We start from the raw sequence: 17,807 nt of genomic DNA, 5'->3' as shown, positions 1-17,807 counted from the left end.
ATTGAAAGAAATGTTATAAATCGCTGAAGGAGGCCTCTAGGATTGAACAACTTATGTGTGGCTCACCGGGGCTTCTCAAGCAAGGCTCCCGAAAATACGATGGCCGCAGTGCATATGGCTATGCAGATGCCGCATGTACAGTGGGTGGAAGTAGACGTGCAATTGAGCAAGGACGGTATTCCGATATTGATCCATGACTTCACTTTGAATCGAACGACAGATGGGCGCGGACCAGTGAAGGAGAAGACGCTGGAGGAATTGAAGCAGCTGGATGCCGGCAGCTGGAAATCCAGAGTGTTCAAGGGTGAGCGTCTGATCACGCTGGATGAGTTCCTAAAGGGCGTGTGCGGGCGGCTTCGGGCGAATATTGAAATTAAAACCCGGGGGAACATGTATCCCGGAATTGAAGAGAAGGTGGTGGCCGCGATTAAGCGGCATCGGATGGAGTATGATGTGGTGCTCACCTCTTTTGAACCTCGAATATTGGCTAATATAAAAGAGCTTGCGCGTGGTATGCGTACTGGCCTTATTATTGAGGGCAGGCCGAAGGACTTGCTTTTGCGGCTGCAGTTGCTGCGTTGTTCATTTCTTTCCATCAGCCACCGCTATTTAAGCGCCGATTTGGCTTCCCGGGCCGCAAAGCTGGGGATGACCGTCATGGCTTGGACGATCGATGATGCCCGGACAATGCGGCGTGTTGCGGCGCTACATGAAGATATACTTATTTGTACGAACCGTCCGGATGTATGGCAAGATGCGTTGCTTTAAATGAAGTTAGGGATTTTTCAGGGATATTAATTTTAGGAGGCGCTTCCTGCGATGAGGCAATTAATTAGGAACATTTACTGCGTTGGGCGGAATTACCGATTGCATATTGAGGAGCTTGGCAATAATGTTCCGTCTGAACCACTGATTTTTATGAAACCTTCTCATGCGGCTGTTCTAATGGATGGGAGTAGCATCGAATTGCCGGAAGGGCGAGGCGAAATACACTATGAGGCTGAGCTTGTACTCCGCATTGGTCGGGATTATCAGGTGGGCATGAAAGTAGATGACCTGGTAGATGTGATGGCCTTTGGCATCGATTTTACGCTTCGCGACATCCAGAACAAGCTGAAGGATCAGGGGCATCCATGGACAGCGGCCAAAGCATTTCTTAACTCGGCGCCCATGACGCCTTATATCGCTTTTCCGGGAGAAGCGGATATCGCTGGGGCAGACTTCGTGCTTCGCAAGAATGGCGAAGTTGTTCAGCGGGGAAATCCCCGTCATATGATATTCTCGTTGCAGCAAATCATTGATTTTATCGCGAAGAATTATGGGTTAGGCGAGGGTGACTTGATTTTCACCGGAACACCTGAAGGAGTAGGGCCTGTAACTAGTGGAGATAAGCTGGAGCTGGATTATGCTGGACAGGTTCTGGGCAGCTGTACCGTTCGGCTAGGCCCTGATTTGATATCGTAATATGAACTGGATAATAGGAGCTGTTTGCGCGATTGCCGTTTCAGTAGCCGCTTACTGGAAAAGGTCGCTCAGTCTTTCTGGTATGCTGGCCGCGGCACTGATGGGAACGGTGTATTTTGGAGCCGGAAATTTGTTTTGGTTTGGCATATTGCTGCTATTCTTCGTTTCATCAAGTATATTCTCCAAGCTAAAAGCAGATCAAAAGCGGGAGACGGAGAAAAGTTATGCAAAAACGGGTCGAAGAGATGCTGGTCAAGTGATGGCAAATGGTGGGCTGGGGATGGCTGCCTGCATAGGCAACGCGCTCTGGCCTGATCCTGGATGGGCGTTGTTTTTTGTCGGCGTGATGGCTTCAGTGACTGCGGATACTTGGGCAACGGAATGGGGCAGCCTTAGCCGGAAGCCGCCAAGGTCAATTTTGAATGGTAGGCCTTTATCTCCTGGTACGTCTGGGGGAGTCTCGCTGCTTGGAAGCTCGGCGGCTTTAGCAGGTGGAGTCGTTATTGGAGGCGCAGCCTGGCTATTCGTAATGTGGAGCGGTCTAACCTCTTACATATTCCTGCCGCTTCACTATTGGATCGTGATTGGCGGTTTATCTGGCTTTGCCGGAGCGATGTTAGACTCTTACCTTGGGGCTACACTGCAGAGCATGTATCGCTGTACAGTCTGCGGCCGAAGTGTTGAGGCAACCAGACATTGTAACGAGAATACGGTTCCTCTCCGGGGCTGGAGCTGGCTGAATAACGATATGGTGAATATGATTAGTTCGCTTGCGGCGGGAGGTCTCGCCTTGGTTTTAGGAAGATGGCTAACAGAGATTGTACAGAAAGTTATCCTCGGATGACAAAATTGTTCAAGTTGTACAGAGTCGGCAGTCAATAAATACGTAATTTATGCAAAGTAGGGAACAAAATGAATATTTTAACGGTTGAACAGATATCGAAAAGTTACGGGGATAAAGTACTGTTTCAAGATGCTTCTTTTGGTATGGAGGAGTATGACAAAATCGGTGTGATTGGTGTAAATGGAACGGGGAAGTCTACTTTTCTGCGTATTGTTGCGGGACTGGAGGTGCCTGATTCCGGCCGTGTTGCAGTAAACAATGATGTGCGGATCGCTTGCCTGCCCCAAAACCCGGATTTTGATCCGGAGACGACGGTATTGCGGCAGGTGTTCCAGGGCGGCGATCCATTATTGCGCACGGTAGCCGAATACATGGAATCTGTGGATAGACTTGAGCTCAATCCTACGGACGAGCACCTGCAGGCCGAGGTGATGAGATTGAGCCAAGAGATGGATCGATTGCAGGCTTGGAGTCTGGAAAGTGAAGCAAAGAGCGTGTTATCTAAGCTGGGGATTACCGATTTCGGAGCAAAGGTCGGGCAACTGTCCGGTGGACAACGCAAACGAATCGCTCTGGCCTCAGCACTTATTATTCCCTCTGAGCTGCTTATATTGGACGAGCCAACAAACCATATTGATAATGAGTCGGTCGCATGGCTGGAGTCCTATTTGCAAAGACGGCGCGGTGCCCTGCTCCTTATTACGCATGATCGTTATTTTTTGGATCGGGTATGCAATGTCATGCTGGAGCTGGATCATGGACGTCTGTTCCGCTATGAAGCGAATTACAGCCGCTTCCTGGAGCTGAAGAGTGAGCGGGAGGAGCGGGAAGCCTCGGCGGAGCAGAAGCGGCAAAACCTGCTGCGCACTGAGCTTGCCTGGATCAAGAGAGGTGCCAGGGCAAGGACGACGAAACAGAAAGCAAGAATAGAACGATTCGAGAAGCTGCAAGCGGAGAAAACGGAGTATAAAAGCGATCAGCTTGATATTTCGGTGGCGTCGACTCGGCTTGGACGAAGAATTGTTGAGATTTCTGAGTTAAGAAAGTCCGCCGGGGATCGGCTTTTGATCGGGGAGCTGAACTATACCGCTGTTCCAGGAGATCGCGTCGGCATTGTCGGGCCGAACGGTAGCGGCAAATCGACACTGCTTAATATGATTGCCGGCCGCGTAGAACCGGATCATGGCTATGTAGAGCTGGGTCAAACGGTGAAGCTGGGATTCTTCACCCAGGAGCATCAGGAGATGGATGACAAGCAAAGGGTCATCGAGTACATCAAGGAAGAGGCAGAGGTCATAACAACAGCTGACGGCTCGCGAATTACGGCAGCGCAGATGCTGGAACGATTTCTGTTCTCGCCAACTATGCAATGGACGCCGATAGGCAAGCTGTCGGGCGGAGAGAAGCGCAGGTTGTATTTGCTCCGCGTTCTGATGGGAGCTCCGAATGTGCTGTTGCTCGACGAACCGACGAACGATCTCGACATCCAGACACTAACGGTGTTGGAAGCTTATTTGGATGAATTTCCTGGGGCTGTGTTCGTCGTGTCCCATGATCGCTATTTTTTGGATCGTACGGTGGATAAAATCATGGCTTTTGAAGGAGACGGTGTTGTTGCCGTTCATGTCGGCGATTATAGCGAATATGAAGAGAGGCTTCAGCTGCTTGCCAAAAGTTCGGAGGCTGGAACGAGTCAGGGAGCCGGCGGTGCAAAGGGCAGGGAAGCTTCTTCGGCGGCTTCCGATTCTGCAAGCCAGGGCGATAAGGCATCCGGTTCCGGAAGCCAGAAAGATCAGTCTCGTGTAGACAGATTGAAATTTAGCTATAATGAGCAACGGGAATATGAGGCAATCGATGGGCTTGTAGAAGCCGCGGAAGAGCGGCTCACCGAGATCGCAGCGGCAATGGAGCAAGCCGCAAGTGATGCTTCCCGTCTGCAGGAGTTGATGGCCGAGCAGCAGGAAGCGGAGGCTGAGCTTGAACGGCTAATGGATCGTTGGACGTATTTAAATGAGCTGGCTGAGAAAATTGAGCAGCAGCGAAGCAAATGAAACATTTGGTGCGTTAATGAACTATATGAGATGAACTAAAGAATGGGTCGCAGGCAAGGGAGTGAATTAATTTCTAAGAAATGGATGGAGTTGTCCAGAAGTCAGTTTTCACTGATTTTCAGGATAGCTCCGTTTTTTCTTGAATGAAGGCTGCTTCGGCAGTATAAGCTAGAGGTCGTCTTTGAGGCCGGTTTTGTGATCGGCATTTCTACCTCTTATGAAGACATTTTACCCCATGAAAATGGGAGCAGCAGTATTCGTGAGGAACATTTTATGGACTTGCCACACCTGTTATGATAGTTCAATTTATATAAATGGATTTATGGTAGTTAGTTTTCTGCAGCAGCTGGAAAGTAAATTTAAATGGATTTCATGTCGTTAGAGGAAGGGAAATGGCCTATCATGGGTTGGATTCTTGATTTATATGCATAAAATCCATCTAGTCCTCTGAAATATTCATTTAGAGCGAAATTAAATACATAGATTCCATTTGTTGTATTCTAGCTTAGGAAATGATCTCGCCCCTATTTATTAGACATTCGCCATAGATACTTTGTCTAGGCAATTGACCCAACGAGACATGCTGATTCGGGCGGCCGACCTTTAAATTTACTGACCTTTACATCTACTGACCGTTAATCGACATAAAAATACACCCCCTAGAATTCATCGGTTAAACCAAGGGGGTTCCAATGTTTATTCTAAGGGGCATGGCTGGGAATCAGCTCATGACATAACTTGCCAGTAACTTGGTCGTGTTCAATATTGCTTGTTTATGCGTCCGTTCCATGGCATGCGAAGCATGAACTCCTGGTCCGAGCAAAGCGGCGCGAATGTTGTTGCCGCCGCTTAACGCGGCAGAGGCATCGGAGCCGTAGTGGGGGTAGATATCCACGGCATAGGGAATTATCAGTTCTTCGGCGAGCTGAATCAGTTTGCCTGTCATTTCGTAATCATACGGACCGGTAGAGTCCTTGGCGCATATCGATACGTCTGTTTCCTTGCAGTTCAGGTCATCGCCCATCGCTCCCATGTCTACCGCGATCATCTCTTGAATACCACCTGGAATCCAGGAAGCGCCGTGACCTACCTCCTCGTAGTTGGATATGAGGAGTACGAGGTCGTGCGTCGGCTGCCATCCTTCGCGCCGGCTGGATTCAAGCAGTCCGAACAGGGCTGCAACGCTCGCCTTGTCATCGAGATGACGTGATTTGACGTATCCGCTCGGCGTAATGACCGGACGGGCATCAAAAGATACGAAATCACCGGTCATAATGCCCAGCTTCATGACGTCTTCTTTATTTTCCACAAGCTCGTCGATGCGAACCTCCATGTTCTTCTCTTCCCGTTTGAAATCTCGGGCATCGCTGTATACATGAACTGAGGGATGGGAGGTCAATATTGTACCGGTGTATGTTTTGCCGCTTCGGGTATGAATCGTACAATACTCGTTCTCAATGCTCTGCATCATGAAGCCGCCTACGGAGGTGATTGCCAGCGTTCCTTTGGAGGTAACTGAACGAACCATCGCTCCAAGGGTATCCACGTGGGCACTGAGAGCAATGCGTCGTGATGAATCCTTGCCTTTCAGAGTGATTATAGCTCCCCCCTTCTCGTTTTGCGTATAGGGAAGTCCAAGCGCTTTAGCTTCAGACTCGATCAATTTCATGATGCGATGCGTGAAGCCGCTTGGGCTGGCGGTGTTTAGGAGCTTTGTTAGTAAATCTAGAATGTAGGTTTCATTGGGGTGAATCATAATAGGCCTCCTAATATAATATGGATTCTTATACTCTAATTATTATTTAGGCTTGAGGAGTAGAGATGTCCTTTTCAGCAGGCTGTTGTTCTGTATCCAAATTTTCATTTTCAGGGAACTCGTATCCTGTCGCCTCTTGAATCTGAGCTAGCTTGCTACTCAGGAGTTTGACTTCCTTTTGCAGCCGGTATCCCCGGTATATCCCGAATGAGCCCACGATGATGCCGCCGATGAGTGTCGAGCCGAGAATAAGCAGAATTAGGGGAATATGTACTGAGTTAAACAGCAGGTTCACTTGGACTGGCTCCACGTTGATTACGGCGAATACCGCGGTAATGAGGGCGAAAACAAGAGCAAGAATGAGAGACCATTGAATTTTCATAGAACTGTGCACCTTCCTTCCTGTATACAGTTTAAAATCCCTCACCCTAAAAGGGCAAGGGATTTATTAATTCTGATTGAGCGGTTATTTCGTCAAACTTTCCATTTGTTCGACTAATTGCTCGAATACGCTCATTGCTTCGCGAATCGGTTCTGGCGAGGACATATCGACGCCGGCCTTCTTCAGGATATTGATGGAGTAGTCGCTGCCCCCGCTTTTGAGGAACCCGAGATAGCGGTCAACGGCAGGCTGGCCTTCCTCAAGGATTTGCTTGGAGAAGCTAGTCGCCGCGCTAAAACCTGTAGCGTACTTATACACATAGAAGCTAGTGTAGAAATGCGGAATTCGAGCCCATTCCATCTCGATATCTTGATCTACCGTCATCTCTTTGCCGTGATATTTCACGTTGAGCTCGTAGTAGATTTTGGATAGCTCCTGCGGTGTCAAAGATTCACCAGCTTCTGCCCGTTCGTGGATCAGCTTCTCGAATTCGGCAAACATCGTTTGACGGAACACAGTCGTCCGGAACTGATCGGCATAGTAGGTGAGCAGGTACAGCTTTTGCTTTGGATCGGTGGATTTTTTCAATAGATAATCCATGAGCAGAGCTTCATTAGTAGTAGAGGCTACTTCAGCCAAGAAGATCGTGTATTGCGCATCCCGGTATTTCAGGTTCTCGTCAGAGAAATAGGAGTGCAGGGCGTGACCCATCTCGTGTGCCAGGGTGAACATACTGTTCAGGTTATTCTTATGGTTCAGGAGAACGTAAGGATGTGTGCCGTAGGCTCCCCAGCTATAGGCTCCAGTGCGTTTGCCTTCATTCTCGTATACATCGATCCAGCGATTGTTAAAGCCTTCACGCAGCACATTGAGGTAATTCTCTCCAAGTGGCTTAAGCCCCTCCATCAGCATGGCTTTGGCTTCATCATAGGTGATATCCCACTTATACTCTTCAACAAGCGGTGCGAAAAGGTCATACATATGCAGTTCATCAACGCCGAGCAGCTTCTTGCGCAGCTTCAAATAACGTTGGAGCAGAGGAAGGCTCTCGTGAATCGTATCGATAAGATTCGTGTATACCTCTTTAGGAATATTGTCACCATACAGGGACATTTCCAGGACGGAAGGGTATTTACGAACTCGGGAGTAGAACATATTCTTGTTTATGTTGGCGCTAAGCGTAGCGGCAATCGTATTTTTTTGCTTGCTATAGGTTTCGTAAATCGCCTTGAAGGCCCGCTTGCGGACTTCACGGTCTGGGTTCTCCAGAAATTGAATATAGCTGCCGTGGGTCAGTTCTACCTCATTGCCATGCTCATCTTTAATTTTCGGAAACTTCATGTCGGCATTGTTGATCATTCCGAAAATTTGCTGCGGAGCCTGCGATAAGTTGCCGACCTGGGCGAGCAATGCTTCTTCTGTCTTACTAAGCACATGCGCCTTTTCGCGTTTGATTTCTTGTAGCGTGAATTTATAATCTGCTAGCATCGGATCATTAATATAGTTGTCCAGCTCTTGTTCCGGTAGAGACAGGATTTCAGGCGTAATGAACGACAGAGCTTCACTGACTTCAACGCTAAGCTTCCTGGCTTTTTGAACAAGAGCCTGGTATGTAGGGTTGGTTGTATCCTGGTCATGATTTAGGTGCGCATACACGTATAGGCGCTCAATTTGCAGGGAAAGGTCATCCTCCAGAGCAAATATCGCCTTAATATTATCAGGTGTGTTCAGCTTACCTTCGTAGTCAGCGGCTTTATTTTTAAGCTTCTTCAGTTCTTCATAAGCCTTGTCCCAATCATTCTGGCTTGGAAACAAGTCTTCTAATTGCCAGCTGTTCTCTGGCAGTACTTCGGAACGTTTAGGTATTGTAGTCATAGGTATCCTCCTTTGAATTGAGTGAGCTGTCGGCTGAATCGTTGTCTCTGCTAAGCCGCCTGGAATAACTGCCATAAGAACAGAGGAGGACAGCAGGAGGGGGAGCAGGGGAATGTTGATCATAACATAGACGCCTCCCTTAGATCACTTTACGGGATTGTCCTAGTATGCCCCGGAGCCAGGAATCTAATTCAAGCATTATGGCTCTTATCCTACTGAACTGCTTACTCTCTGTCCTTCTCCGGCAGAAATCTGCCAGGATTCTATACCAGGAAGCTGTAAATGATCAGACCAAACGCAAAGGCAATCATCAAGCTAGCAAAAATGGCGAGCCAACGCCTGATTTTGGGTTGAACTTGATTCTTGCTCAGGATCAGCACGATACCGAGAGCGAATGCGGAAATGATAAAGATCAAATAGTTTGAACTGTCCATTGGCTTGATAGTTACTCCTTTATTAAGGTAATAAGGCGTGCTAAACTTGCTTGAACGCATTCATAATATCGGTCCACTCATCTTCCCTACCGATAAATTCTTCTTTAGGGAAACGGCTTTCAGCCCAATTCATGAGCGCGGGCCGGCTAAGAAACGTGTGGGATTCCTCGCCCCATTGATCGGAAATTTCCCGAAGGACGATATATTTGCCTTGAACTTCTACAGTCATCATATTCCATTTGTCTCTTTTGTATATTTCGTGTTTTTTGATCATTTGTGCGTTCTCCGATCATGCTTTATTTAGTAGTAGTATTTTTTATGTAAAATGATAACTCACGCCCCGCCCGAAAGCAAATAAAAACCACGAGAGCGCCTTTCGCAAAAAATGCTGCAAGACTAGGCAAATGATACATTGCAATGTATCAAACCATGGAGTATAATATGGATATTCGTCAATGATGGCGATTATTTTTAGGAGGTTGTTCATTTGAAAGGTACAGTTAAATGGTTTAACGCAGAAAAAGGCTATGGCTTCATCCAAGTTGAAGGCGGCGAAGACGTGTTCGTGCATTTCTCCGCGATTCAAGGCGAAGGATTCAAAACACTAGAAGAAGGCCAAGCCGTTGAGTTCGAAATCACCGACGGTAACCGTGGTCCTCAAGCCGCTAACGTAATCAAATTATAAGATCCTTCCGTATTAGCGGATCACTTATAAAGTTTGGTTTCAATAAGGCTTAAATATGAAAGACACAGCTCTCTATGAGCTGTGTTTTTTTGTGCTGCCCAGGCCTAGGTAGTGGAAGAGGGATTCTCTAGCTCCCTTTTTTTTCTATTACATATTTGGTGACATGCAGTTGTCACTGATCTCCTGTTATGATGTGAGTGAATCGGGGCGATATCGTTATGAAAAAGATTGATCGAATGTTGGCAATCATCCTGGCGCTGCAGCAACGGCCGGAGACGGCACAGTCTTTGGCCGATAGACTCGAGGTCTCGCGGCGAACGGTGCTGAGGGATATGCAGGCGCTGTCTGAAATGGGGGTTCCTCTTTATGCGGAAAGCGGATACGGCGGCGGCTACCGTTTGATGGATGGATATACCGTGCCGCCGCTTCAATTGGATGCGGAGGAAGCGATGACCGTGCTTCTGGCGCTCGAAGGGATGGCTAAGTATGCAGATGGGCCATTCCAACGGGCAAGATGGACAGTGATGGACAAGATCAGATCCGTTCTCCCGGAGGGAATGCTGTCCGAAGTTAGTCCGCTGCTGAGCCGTGTCGATCTGGAGGTACCGGACAGACGTTATAAGACGCCTTTTTTGGCAACATTAATGTATTCCGCTGCACAGGATGAGTGGCTGAGGATTTATTATCGATCCCAAAATCATTGCCGATATCTTGAAGTGAAACCGCTTCGCATTTTTGCCGCTTATGGATTTTGGTACTGTGAAGCCTACTCGGTGCAGCATCAGGAGAAGCGTACCTTTCGGGTTGATCGAATGGATGAGGTGCAACGGATCTGTAAGCCGTCAGAAGCTGCGGAAGTTGCTTATTCCGCGGAGAAAGCAGATACCGATGATCGGTCTGAAGTGATTCATGTCCGGGTTAAGCTGACCTATAAAGGGGCGCTCCTGGTCGAGCAGGATCATCATATGGGCCACCATGTGAAGCAGGTCGAGGATGAGACGTGGGAGGTGGATTTCGACTGTCCCCGAACGGAATGGAACTGGGCCGTCTCTTTGTTCTACAGTCTTGGAATGGACGCAGAGGTGCTGGAGCCACAGCGTTTGAGAGCGGATATTCTAGAGCGTGCCCGACAAGTGGTGGAGCGTTATGATACTAGCAGCCACTGTCTATATTAAATTAAACCGATAGGAGGAAAAAAAGAACATGAAGGATCTTGTGAAAGGCCAAGAAACGTTAGGGCGGGCTAAAAATTTTATTTATAACAGTGCCAGGCTGCTGGATCGAATGCGCTTTGCATACCATTTTGAGAATGGTTCTAGGGAGGATGTCATTCGCGCGTTAGGAGCGTATCAGAATGAGGACGGCGGGTTTGGGCAAGCCCTTGAGCCGGATATGCGCTGTCCAGATAGCCAACCCGTCACAACAGAAATGGCGATTTCACTGCTTGAGGAGGTTGGCGGATGGGAGTCGGAGCTGGTTCCGGCACTGTTGACCTATTTGGAAAAAATGACGCTTCCCGGGGGAGGTTTGCCGCGGGTGACGACCGCCGTCAATCATTATGGGCATGCCCCTTGGTGGATAACGGATGAAGACGGCATACCTGCCTTGAACCCCACCGGAAAAATTGTAGGGATGCTCTTGGCCAGCCCGTTGCGCGAGCGTTTACGGGGAGAGGAATGGTTCCAGTCAAATATAGCATTTCTTTGGCAGACTTTAGAGAGTAGTAGCCCTAACGACTTTCATGATGGGGAGCAATGGATTGGCTTTTTGGGCAATGCACCGGACCGTGCGCGAGCAGCCGAGCTTTACCCTAAGGTTGATGAATGGCTCAGCTCTCCAGGCGTTATAGAGCGGAATCCGCATGCCGAAGGGTATGTACAAAAAGTTCTTGATTATGCGCCCACTCCCGTTAGTTATGCCTATCGCTTCGTTACGAGGGATGAGGTGGAGCTGCATTTGGATGAGCTTCAGAAACAGCAAGAAGCTGACGGAGGGTGGCCGATTTTTTGGCCGGCTGTGAGTATAGCCGCAGAGCAGGAGTGGCGGGGATGCCTCACAATAAGCTACCTTTTGAAGCTCCGCGCATATGGCCGGCTGTAACCGGCTGTAAGGAATGAAAACGTTCAAAAACTCCTTGGGAGACATCGTTAATGCTTCGGAGCGAAGATGACAAAGCCCTGCCGCATGCCCGGTAAAACAAGGATATTCCAGAGACAACATAAAAAACGGACTGCATAGAGAGGGGATCTCTGTTCAGTCCGCTTTTTTACTACTTTTAACCTTTATTACCTTTAGTTGGAAGTCTGCTTATTTAGGCCGTCTACTCCACAATTTGCAGAATATCCGCAACTTCTTTACGCGGAGTTGCCTTAGGGGAGATGGCCGGGTGGCCGAGGGCAATGACCATGTTCACTACCCGGTCTTCCGGGATATTGAGATATTCACGCAGCTTGTCCTCCGCTAGGAGAACAGGGCCTGTCATGGGACAAGTCGCAAGTCCTTTAGCATGGGCAGCGAGCATTAGGTTTTGCGTCGCAAGGCAGCTGCTCTTGAGTCCCTCTTCCGTCCATACTTCTGGCTCTACGAAAGAAATAGGGTCAAAGATCCGATCCCTGAATTTTGAAGTGTACGGTGTTGAAAGACATACGATCAGTACGGGAGCTCCTGAGAAGGCGGTAGCATAAGGTCCGAAAGATTTGACCAGCAGCTTGGCTTCTCTCGCCAGCCCCTCCCCTTCAGCACGCTCGGCAATTTCATGCAGCTTACTCCAAGTGAAATCTTCAATATGCTTAATCTTTTCTTTATTGACAACCGCAATGAATTCCCAGGTCTGTGAGTTTGTATCACTAGGTGCATAACGGGCGCAATCGATAATTTCTTCGATATCCGATATCGCCACAGGCTCTTCTGTAAAATCCCGTATGCTTCGGCGGGTAATGACGATGTCCCGGAATTGGTTGAAATCCATAATATCTAATATCCCACCTTCATTTTGATTAATACTAGGTACTATAACCTGCTCTTAATTATAGCGCATATGACAATTTTTGAACAGAAACAGAACAGATCTGTTTAAGGCTATTAATCATTTAAGGGCAAAGAATCGTTAGCTTGTGCCCTCGGCCTAGGTTTGCTTCTGTATAAATAACGGCATGCAAAGCCGATGAAAGCAAGTAGCGATGTGCCCATCGCAGCAAAATAGTAATTTTCTCTGCCGAAATGCTCGAACAGCATACCCCCAAAGGTTCCGCTGAGCAGACCCGATAAGCTCGACCACATGACTGTGAACAGGGCTAGTCCGGTTGCTTGAAATTGGGAAGGGATCAGGCGAGAGAGCATCCGAATGGCGGTAACATAAAATATACCGAAGGAAACGCCATGCATCATTTGGATTAGCAGCACGCCGGTTGCCGAATCCGAGATACCTACGAGCATAAACCTTAAGGCAAACATAAGGCTGGCGAAAAGCAGCAAGGGCAGTTCTTTGAATTTCCCTCCGTACCTAGTCAGCAGCAGGAAAATCGGTATTTCTGAGAAGGCCGACAGAAGCATAGCCCAGCCGATTAAATCCTCGCCCGCTCCAAGATCGTGCAATGTAATAGACAAGAAAGCGTCGTTCATCCGCATGCCTAGTGCGAGGCAAAATACGCAGCCCAAAAACCATAGCAGTTCTTTTTGCTTAAGAATCGATAAGACGCCGGAAAAATTCACTTTCGATACGCTGGTTGCTTGGTCTTTAATGAAAAAAGTAAAGAATAGCGCGGTTCCTGCTAGGGTCATCGCTACGCCCATCGTTGAGATGGAAGGGATCTTAGAAAGCACATAACCGATCAACAGAGCAAAGACAGCAAAGCCAATTGAACCAAAGATGCGGATGGAGAGAAAGTTCTTATTGTGACGATTGGCCGTTGAAATCGCGATCGAATCGGTTAGCGGAAGTACAGGGTAGAAAAAGGAATAGTACAGCGTAATGATGAGCATGATGACTGAAAATTGGGTGGACGTCGAAAGGAAGAACGACATTAATAATTGTCCTGTAAGCAGGATAAACAATATTTTCTTAATCGTACGGTATCGATCACTGGCATAGCTCCATAGCAAATTGGATATTAAGGAGATCATCGGACCAACGGCGTAAATATAGCCGATTTGCGTTCTGGAAAATCCGAGATCTGCGTAGAAAAGCGGGAAGTAGGAGGCAACCAGTGCACTCGTACCGTAAATGGTAAAAATAAAAGCACGTAGCCAAGACACCTCGCCGCTAGCTAAGTTTCTTGATTTCATCGTTCGATCTACGCTCCGTTCAAAATAAATTAGGACACTAGAATCTTGTGTAATTATATAGCATGGATAGTATAACACAATCGTATTTTAAATTAGTTTTTTTAACATAGTAAATTAGTTATAATATAGATTAAGAAATCCTGTCGATAGGGGGATCAGCATGTCTCGCAAGATGAGCCTACGGAAAAATCTCATCTGTGATTTAGTTAATTTGTGCAAAGAGAGGGATCATATTATAATATAGACTGGTTTTAAAACTCGCTATATCAAACAACCTAGTGGAGGCAGGCCATTGATTGAACTCAAGCAAAGCCGAAACCAGTTTCCTAAAGAACCGATCAGGTTGATGAGCCGAGTATACAAGTTCATCTTGCCCGATGTGCGGAAGGAACTTAACGGCTGGAAGAAGGAAGCGGGTATGATCCCCGACCCTGAGCTAAGAAGACAAGCGCTTGCTAGTATTGAGACGAAGGAGTTTCACTGTCAGGGGGGCGCGGTATATGCGGCTGCTAATTTGCCGAAGCGGCATATTCTCATCCCCTTAATCGTAGCCTTTCAGACGATCAGTGATTATTTAGATAATCTTTGTGACCGAAGCACATCGATGGATGAGGGAGATTTTCGACTGCTCCATCAGAGTATGCTGGACGCGATTGATCCGCAGGCAGAGCTGACTGATTACTACGCACTCCGTGAGGAACGTGAGGATGGGGGGTATTTGCACCGTCTCGTCTTAACCTGTCATGAGCAAATTTGCAAGCTTCCGGGTTATCGCGCGGCTCAGCCCTTTATAACCGAGCTGGTGCAGCTGTACACGGATTTGCAGGTGTACAAGCATATCCACCCCGATTTGCGCGAGGCTGCGCTTCTCAAATGGTGGAAGCTTCATCAGTCGCGAACGCCGCAATTGAAGTGGAACGAATTTGCTGCGGCTACGGGCTCGACCTTAGGCGTATTTATGTTGTTTCTTTCGGCGAGCGATGAGCATTTGAATATGACAAGCGCTCGGGTGATCCAAGATGCGTATTTTCCCTATGTATGCGGACTACATATCATGCTTGATTATTTAATTGATCAGGCGGAAGATGAAATTGGCGGAGATTTGAATTTCTGTAGCTATTACGATAATAAAGAGACGATGCTTCAGCGTATTGTATTTATGGTTGACGAGGCACGCAAGGATGTTGCTGTATTGCCGGCATCGTCGTTCCATGTGATGATTATCGAAGGGTTGTTGGCTTTGTACTTATCTGATCCCAAAGTCAGTGAGCAGCAGGAAATTCGAGGGGTTTCCAAACAATTAATGAGAAGAAGCTCGCTGATGCGTATATTCTTCTTTATCAATAGCCGCTGGATCCGCAAACGTTTGAAAAAACAAGTTAAGAGTTTTACTAAATGAGTCGTATGAGGCAAGTTTTGCTTCACAAAACTTAAGCGAATGCTTACGAAGCAAGTTTTGCTTCACAAAACTAAGCGAATGCTTACGAAGCAAGTTTTGCTTCACAAAACTTTGAGGAGGAATCATTATGTCAGCAGTTAAAAAAATCGCAGTTCTCACCAGTGGTGGTGACTCCCAGGGCATGAACGCAGCCGTACGTGCAGTCGTACGCAGCGGATTGTACTACGGGCTTGAAGTATTCGGGATTCAACGGGGGTATCAGGGGCTGCTCAATAATGACATCTTCTCCATGGATCTTAGAAGTGTAGGCGATATTATCCAACGTGGTGGAACGATTCTTCAATCGGCGCGCTGCGTGGAATTCAAAACGCCAGAAGGCCAGCAGAAGGGTGCTCAAATTTTACGCGATCGCGGTATTGATGGCCTGGTTGTCATCGGCGGTGACGGCTCCTATCATGGGGCGGCCAAGCTTAGCCAATTGGGAATCAAAACGATGGGCCTTCCCGGCACGATCGATAACGACATTTCATTCACTGACTATACGATCGGTTTCGACACAGCCGTCGGCATTGTTGTAGATGCAGTAAATAAATTGCGGGATACGATGTCTTCCCATGAACGGGCATCTGTCGTAGAGGTTATGGGACGCCATTCCGGAGATATTGCTCTGCAGGCGGGATTGGCTTCTGGCGCCGAGACAATTCTAGTTCCGGAAGTACCGTTTGACTTAAACGAGGTGGCTGACCGGATGAGAGCGAATTTTGATAACGGTAAGAGACATAGCATCGTTATCGTTGCTGAAGGCGTAGGCTCGGGAGAAGAAGTCGTCAAAGCGATTAAAGAACGTCAGCCGTCCCTTGAGCCGCGTGCGACAGTTCTTGGTCACATTCAACGTGGTGGTTCGCCTACTCCGTTCGACCGTAACCTGGCGAGCCGTCTTGGAGACTTCGCGGTACGCAAGCTGATTGAAGGCGAGTCGAATAAAGCCTGCGGCATGATTGGCGGCGAAATGATTCTTACGGATATTGAAAAAGTAGTGTCGACCAAGAAGACTTTTGATATGGGCTTATATGAGCTCGCTTCCCGTCTGTCCCAGTAAATTGCAACAGACGATGTGGTGAATCAATAGTCCCGAATTGAGGACTAAGGTATAGAACAGATATCAGATACTGAACCCAGTTCGGACAAAATAAAGGGAAATCCAAGATGATCAGTTGTCATCAAATGGATTTCCCTTTTTGATTATGAATTTTATTTAATTGCAGTATGATTTATATTCGTCAGATGATGCTTATTTATAGGTCACGCCGGATGTATATCTATTGGATGCGTTCCAAAGCAGATACTCATCAACGTTCAAATCCTTGAGGGCACGTATTTGTTCCTCGACTTCATGCTTGCCATATTTGATGTAGTGGCCTTTGCCGAGCCAGCTTGCCGTGAAGTCCTGAATCCATGGCCGAATCAATGGTTGATTTTCGCCTAATGGCTCCAGTTTCTTTTGTGTATCGATCGTTGCTCCTTTTATGGTCTGGTAGGGAGCCTTGTCCGGATCCTTAGCATTGAACCATCCCGTTGTATAATGGCTAGGGTAGATCATAGGGCTAATAATATCCACGTTTTCTGAGATCTTCACAAAGTCCTGGCCGATACCTTCAGCCGCAGGGACGGATGCTGCATAACCGAATATATCAACGGATACTTTGACGCCAAGCGGTTTAAGTTCCTCTTTGGCAAATTTGACAAAGGAGGTAACGGCATCAACGCGGCTCCGCTCATCCTTGTAGTATTTTAAAGAATCCGCTCGTTTCTCAAAGCCTTCTGGAAAACGGACATAATCAAGCTGGATTTCTTTGAATCCTAGCTTGGCCGCCTCTTTGGCTATTTCAAGGTTATAATCCCATACTTCCTTGCTGTACGGATTGACAAAAGCTTCTCCTTTACCGTTACTCCAGACGGAACCGTCGCTATGTACGAAGGAGTATTCGGGATGCTTCTTCGCAAGAATACTGTCTTTGAAAACAACAATTCGCGCAATGGGGTAAATATCATGTTTTTCCAATCGTTCCATCAAGGCATCGATATCACGAATGAAAGGTTGCGGCTTACCGAGCTCCTGAAGCTTCGGGTTGTCTGTTTTATACGTAATGTAACCTGTGTCGTCTTTGATATCAATAACCATGGAATTCAATTCAGTGCTATCTAATAAATCTACAAGCTGATCCATGCGGGAACCGCCTGCACTATAAGCTGTAACGTAAATTCCTTTTACGACGGGGGATTCCACTTGAGGATTTACTGCAAGCATCGTAGGCGGAAGCGGATTATCGAGCCGGCCTTCGGCGGCATTGGCTAAGAAGGTTTGATAGGAGGATTGCAGTATGCCTGGCAGTTTGCTGTAAGATGGGTTTTTATGAGCCGGAGTGATGTCCCCACCGCCACCGGTACTCAAAGCTAGCAGTAAAATAGTCCAAATAATATTCATTATATTCTCTCCCTGTAAGATACACATTCTATGATGATTATAAAAGATATTTGTATGCGCGTCCTAAATTTGTCTTAAAAAAATTCGAAAAAAGGCCGCTTCTTCTGCCAAAACAAAAGAATGCGGCCTGGGTGCTGCTATAATGCTG

17 protein-coding genes are annotated in these 17,807 nt (G+C 47.4%); 9 read left to right on the top strand and 8 right to left on the bottom strand.

All coding sequences use genetic code 11. The features are described 5' to 3' along the window. The first annotated feature begins 42 nt into the window (after window positions 1-42). From EIM92_RS19180 to EIM92_RS19165, 4 genes are all read left to right on the top strand, one after another. On the top strand, window positions 43-768 hold the full coding sequence (locus EIM92_RS19180) for a glycerophosphodiester phosphodiesterase (protein ID WP_125084194.1): 726 nt from the start codon (window positions 43-45) through the stop codon (window positions 766-768). A 51-nt stretch (window positions 769-819) separates the two neighbouring features. Further along, on the top strand, window positions 820-1,464 hold the full coding sequence (locus tag EIM92_RS19175) for a fumarylacetoacetate hydrolase family protein (protein ID WP_125084193.1): 645 nt from the start codon (window positions 820-822) through the stop codon (window positions 1,462-1,464). Between the two features lies 1 nt (window position 1,465). Beyond that, window positions 1,466-2,308 (top strand): DUF92 domain-containing protein, encoded by an 843-nt coding sequence (locus tag EIM92_RS19170; protein WP_125084192.1) that lies wholly within the window; start codon window positions 1,466-1,468, stop codon window positions 2,306-2,308. Between the two features lie 68 nt (window positions 2,309-2,376). Continuing rightward, window positions 2,377-4,359 carry an ABC-F family ATP-binding cassette domain-containing protein gene (locus EIM92_RS19165; protein WP_125084191.1) on the top strand — a complete coding sequence of 661 codons (1,983 nt, stop codon included), beginning with the start codon at window positions 2,377-2,379 and terminating at the stop codon, window positions 4,357-4,359. A 721-nt stretch (window positions 4,360-5,080) separates the two neighbouring features. On the opposite strand, the gene EIM92_RS19160 is transcribed toward EIM92_RS19165, so the two are convergent. The 5 genes from EIM92_RS19160 to EIM92_RS19145 form a co-directional block, all read right to left on the bottom strand. Further along, a complete protein-coding gene (locus EIM92_RS19160) occupies window positions 5,081-6,118 on the bottom strand; it encodes a M42 family metallopeptidase (protein WP_125084190.1) in 1,038 nt (345 codons plus the stop codon). A gap of 43 nt (window positions 6,119-6,161) precedes the next feature. Then, on the bottom strand, window positions 6,162-6,497 hold the full coding sequence (locus EIM92_RS19155; RefSeq protein ID WP_125084189.1) for a LapA family protein: 336 nt from the start codon (window positions 6,495-6,497) through the stop codon (window positions 6,162-6,164). Between the two features lie 84 nt (window positions 6,498-6,581). Then, window positions 6,582-8,372 (bottom strand): oligoendopeptidase F, encoded by a 1,791-nt coding sequence (pepF, locus tag EIM92_RS19150; protein ID WP_125084188.1) that lies wholly within the window; start codon window positions 8,370-8,372, stop codon window positions 6,582-6,584. Window positions 8,373-8,635: 263 nt separating this feature from the next. Next, window positions 8,636-8,806 (bottom strand): hypothetical protein, encoded by a 171-nt coding sequence (locus tag EIM92_RS23780; protein ID WP_164515158.1) that lies wholly within the window; start codon window positions 8,804-8,806, stop codon window positions 8,636-8,638. A 40-nt stretch (window positions 8,807-8,846) separates the two neighbouring features. Further along, a complete protein-coding gene (locus EIM92_RS19145) occupies window positions 8,847-9,080 on the bottom strand; it encodes a hypothetical protein (protein ID WP_125084187.1) in 234 nt (77 codons plus the stop codon). A gap of 213 nt (window positions 9,081-9,293) precedes the next feature. On the opposite strand from EIM92_RS19145, the gene EIM92_RS19140 reads away from it, so the two are divergent. The 3 genes from EIM92_RS19140 to EIM92_RS19130 all read left to right on the top strand — a co-directional run bounded on the left by EIM92_RS19140 (window position 9,294) and on the right by EIM92_RS19130 (window position 11,591). Then, entirely contained in the window at window positions 9,294-9,491 is a 198-nt protein-coding gene (locus tag EIM92_RS19140; RefSeq protein ID WP_009222768.1) for a cold shock domain-containing protein, read from the top strand. Between the two features lie 218 nt (window positions 9,492-9,709). Next, window positions 9,710-10,666, top strand: a complete 957-nt coding sequence (locus EIM92_RS19135; protein ID WP_125084186.1) for a helix-turn-helix transcriptional regulator — start codon at window positions 9,710-9,712, stop codon at window positions 10,664-10,666. A 28-nt stretch (window positions 10,667-10,694) separates the two neighbouring features. After that, window positions 10,695-11,591: a hypothetical protein gene (locus tag EIM92_RS19130; RefSeq protein ID WP_125084185.1), complete on the top strand. Its 897-nt coding sequence runs from the start codon at window positions 10,695-10,697 to the stop codon at window positions 11,589-11,591. A 220-nt stretch (window positions 11,592-11,811) separates the two neighbouring features. Here EIM92_RS19130 and EIM92_RS19125 read toward each other — a convergent pair whose 3' ends face one another. After that, window positions 11,812-12,459, bottom strand: a complete 648-nt coding sequence (locus tag EIM92_RS19125) for a nitroreductase family protein (protein WP_125084184.1) — start codon at window positions 12,457-12,459, stop codon at window positions 11,812-11,814. A gap of 113 nt (window positions 12,460-12,572) precedes the next feature. Beyond that, complete coding sequence (locus EIM92_RS19120) at window positions 12,573-13,775, bottom strand: MFS transporter (RefSeq protein WP_125084183.1); 1,203 nt, start codon at window positions 13,773-13,775, stop codon at window positions 12,573-12,575. A gap of 292 nt (window positions 13,776-14,067) precedes the next feature. Here EIM92_RS19120 and EIM92_RS19115 point away from each other — a divergent pair, with 292 nt between their 5' ends. Both EIM92_RS19115 and pfkA read left to right on the top strand, forming a co-directional pair. Beyond that, entirely contained in the window at window positions 14,068-15,174 is a 1,107-nt protein-coding gene (locus EIM92_RS19115; RefSeq protein WP_125084182.1) for a tetraprenyl-beta-curcumene synthase family protein, read from the top strand. A gap of 127 nt (window positions 15,175-15,301) precedes the next feature. Next, window positions 15,302-16,273 (top strand): 6-phosphofructokinase, encoded by a 972-nt coding sequence (gene pfkA, locus EIM92_RS19110; RefSeq protein WP_125084181.1) that lies wholly within the window; start codon window positions 15,302-15,304, stop codon window positions 16,271-16,273. Between the two features lie 192 nt (window positions 16,274-16,465). Here the strand turns inward: pfkA and EIM92_RS19105 are convergent, their stop codons facing one another. Then, window positions 16,466-17,659, bottom strand: a complete 1,194-nt coding sequence (locus EIM92_RS19105) for a putative glycoside hydrolase (RefSeq protein WP_125084180.1) — start codon at window positions 17,657-17,659, stop codon at window positions 16,466-16,468. Window positions 17,660-17,807 lie beyond the last annotated feature (148 nt).

The sequence above is a fragment of the Paenibacillus lentus genome, from assembly GCF_003931855.1.
GTDB classification, from domain to species: domain Bacteria; phylum Bacillota; class Bacilli; order Paenibacillales; family Paenibacillaceae; genus Fontibacillus; species Fontibacillus lentus.
Note: the sequence above shows the minus strand (reverse complement) of the source record. Positions and strands in the feature narration are given on the sequence as shown.

Excerpts from the sequence above, each read along its gene's own strand:
- EIM92_RS19175 (WP_125084193.1), top strand. The coding sequence starts at position 820 with ATGAGGCAATTAATTAGGAACATTTACTGCGTTGGGCGGAATTACCGA.
- EIM92_RS19170 (WP_125084192.1), top strand. The coding sequence starts at position 1,466 with ATGAACTGGATAATAGGAGCTGTTTGCGCGATTGCCGTTTCAGTAGCC.
- EIM92_RS19165 (WP_125084191.1), top strand. The coding sequence starts at position 2,377 with ATGAATATTTTAACGGTTGAACAGATATCGAAAAGTTACGGGGATAAA.
- EIM92_RS19155 (WP_125084189.1), bottom strand. The coding sequence starts at position 6,497 with ATGAAAATTCAATGGTCTCTCATTCTTGCTCTTGTTTTCGCCCTCATT.
- pepF (WP_125084188.1), bottom strand. The coding sequence starts at position 8,372 with ATGACTACAATACCTAAACGTTCCGAAGTACTGCCAGAGAACAGCTGG.
- EIM92_RS23780 (WP_164515158.1), bottom strand. The coding sequence starts at position 8,806 with ATGGACAGTTCAAACTATTTGATCTTTATCATTTCCGCATTCGCTCTC.
- EIM92_RS19145 (WP_125084187.1), bottom strand. The coding sequence starts at position 9,080 with ATGATCAAAAAACACGAAATATACAAAAGAGACAAATGGAATATGATG.
- EIM92_RS19135 (WP_125084186.1), top strand. The coding sequence starts at position 9,710 with ATGAAAAAGATTGATCGAATGTTGGCAATCATCCTGGCGCTGCAGCAA.
- EIM92_RS19130 (WP_125084185.1), top strand. The coding sequence starts at position 10,695 with ATGAAGGATCTTGTGAAAGGCCAAGAAACGTTAGGGCGGGCTAAAAAT.
- EIM92_RS19125 (WP_125084184.1), bottom strand. The coding sequence starts at position 12,459 with ATGGATTTCAACCAATTCCGGGACATCGTCATTACCCGCCGAAGCATA.
- EIM92_RS19120 (WP_125084183.1), bottom strand. The coding sequence starts at position 13,775 with ATGAAATCAAGAAACTTAGCTAGCGGCGAGGTGTCTTGGCTACGTGCT.
- pfkA (WP_125084181.1), top strand. The coding sequence starts at position 15,302 with ATGTCAGCAGTTAAAAAAATCGCAGTTCTCACCAGTGGTGGTGACTCC.
- EIM92_RS19105 (WP_125084180.1), bottom strand. The coding sequence starts at position 17,659 with ATGAATATTATTTGGACTATTTTACTGCTAGCTTTGAGTACCGGTGGC.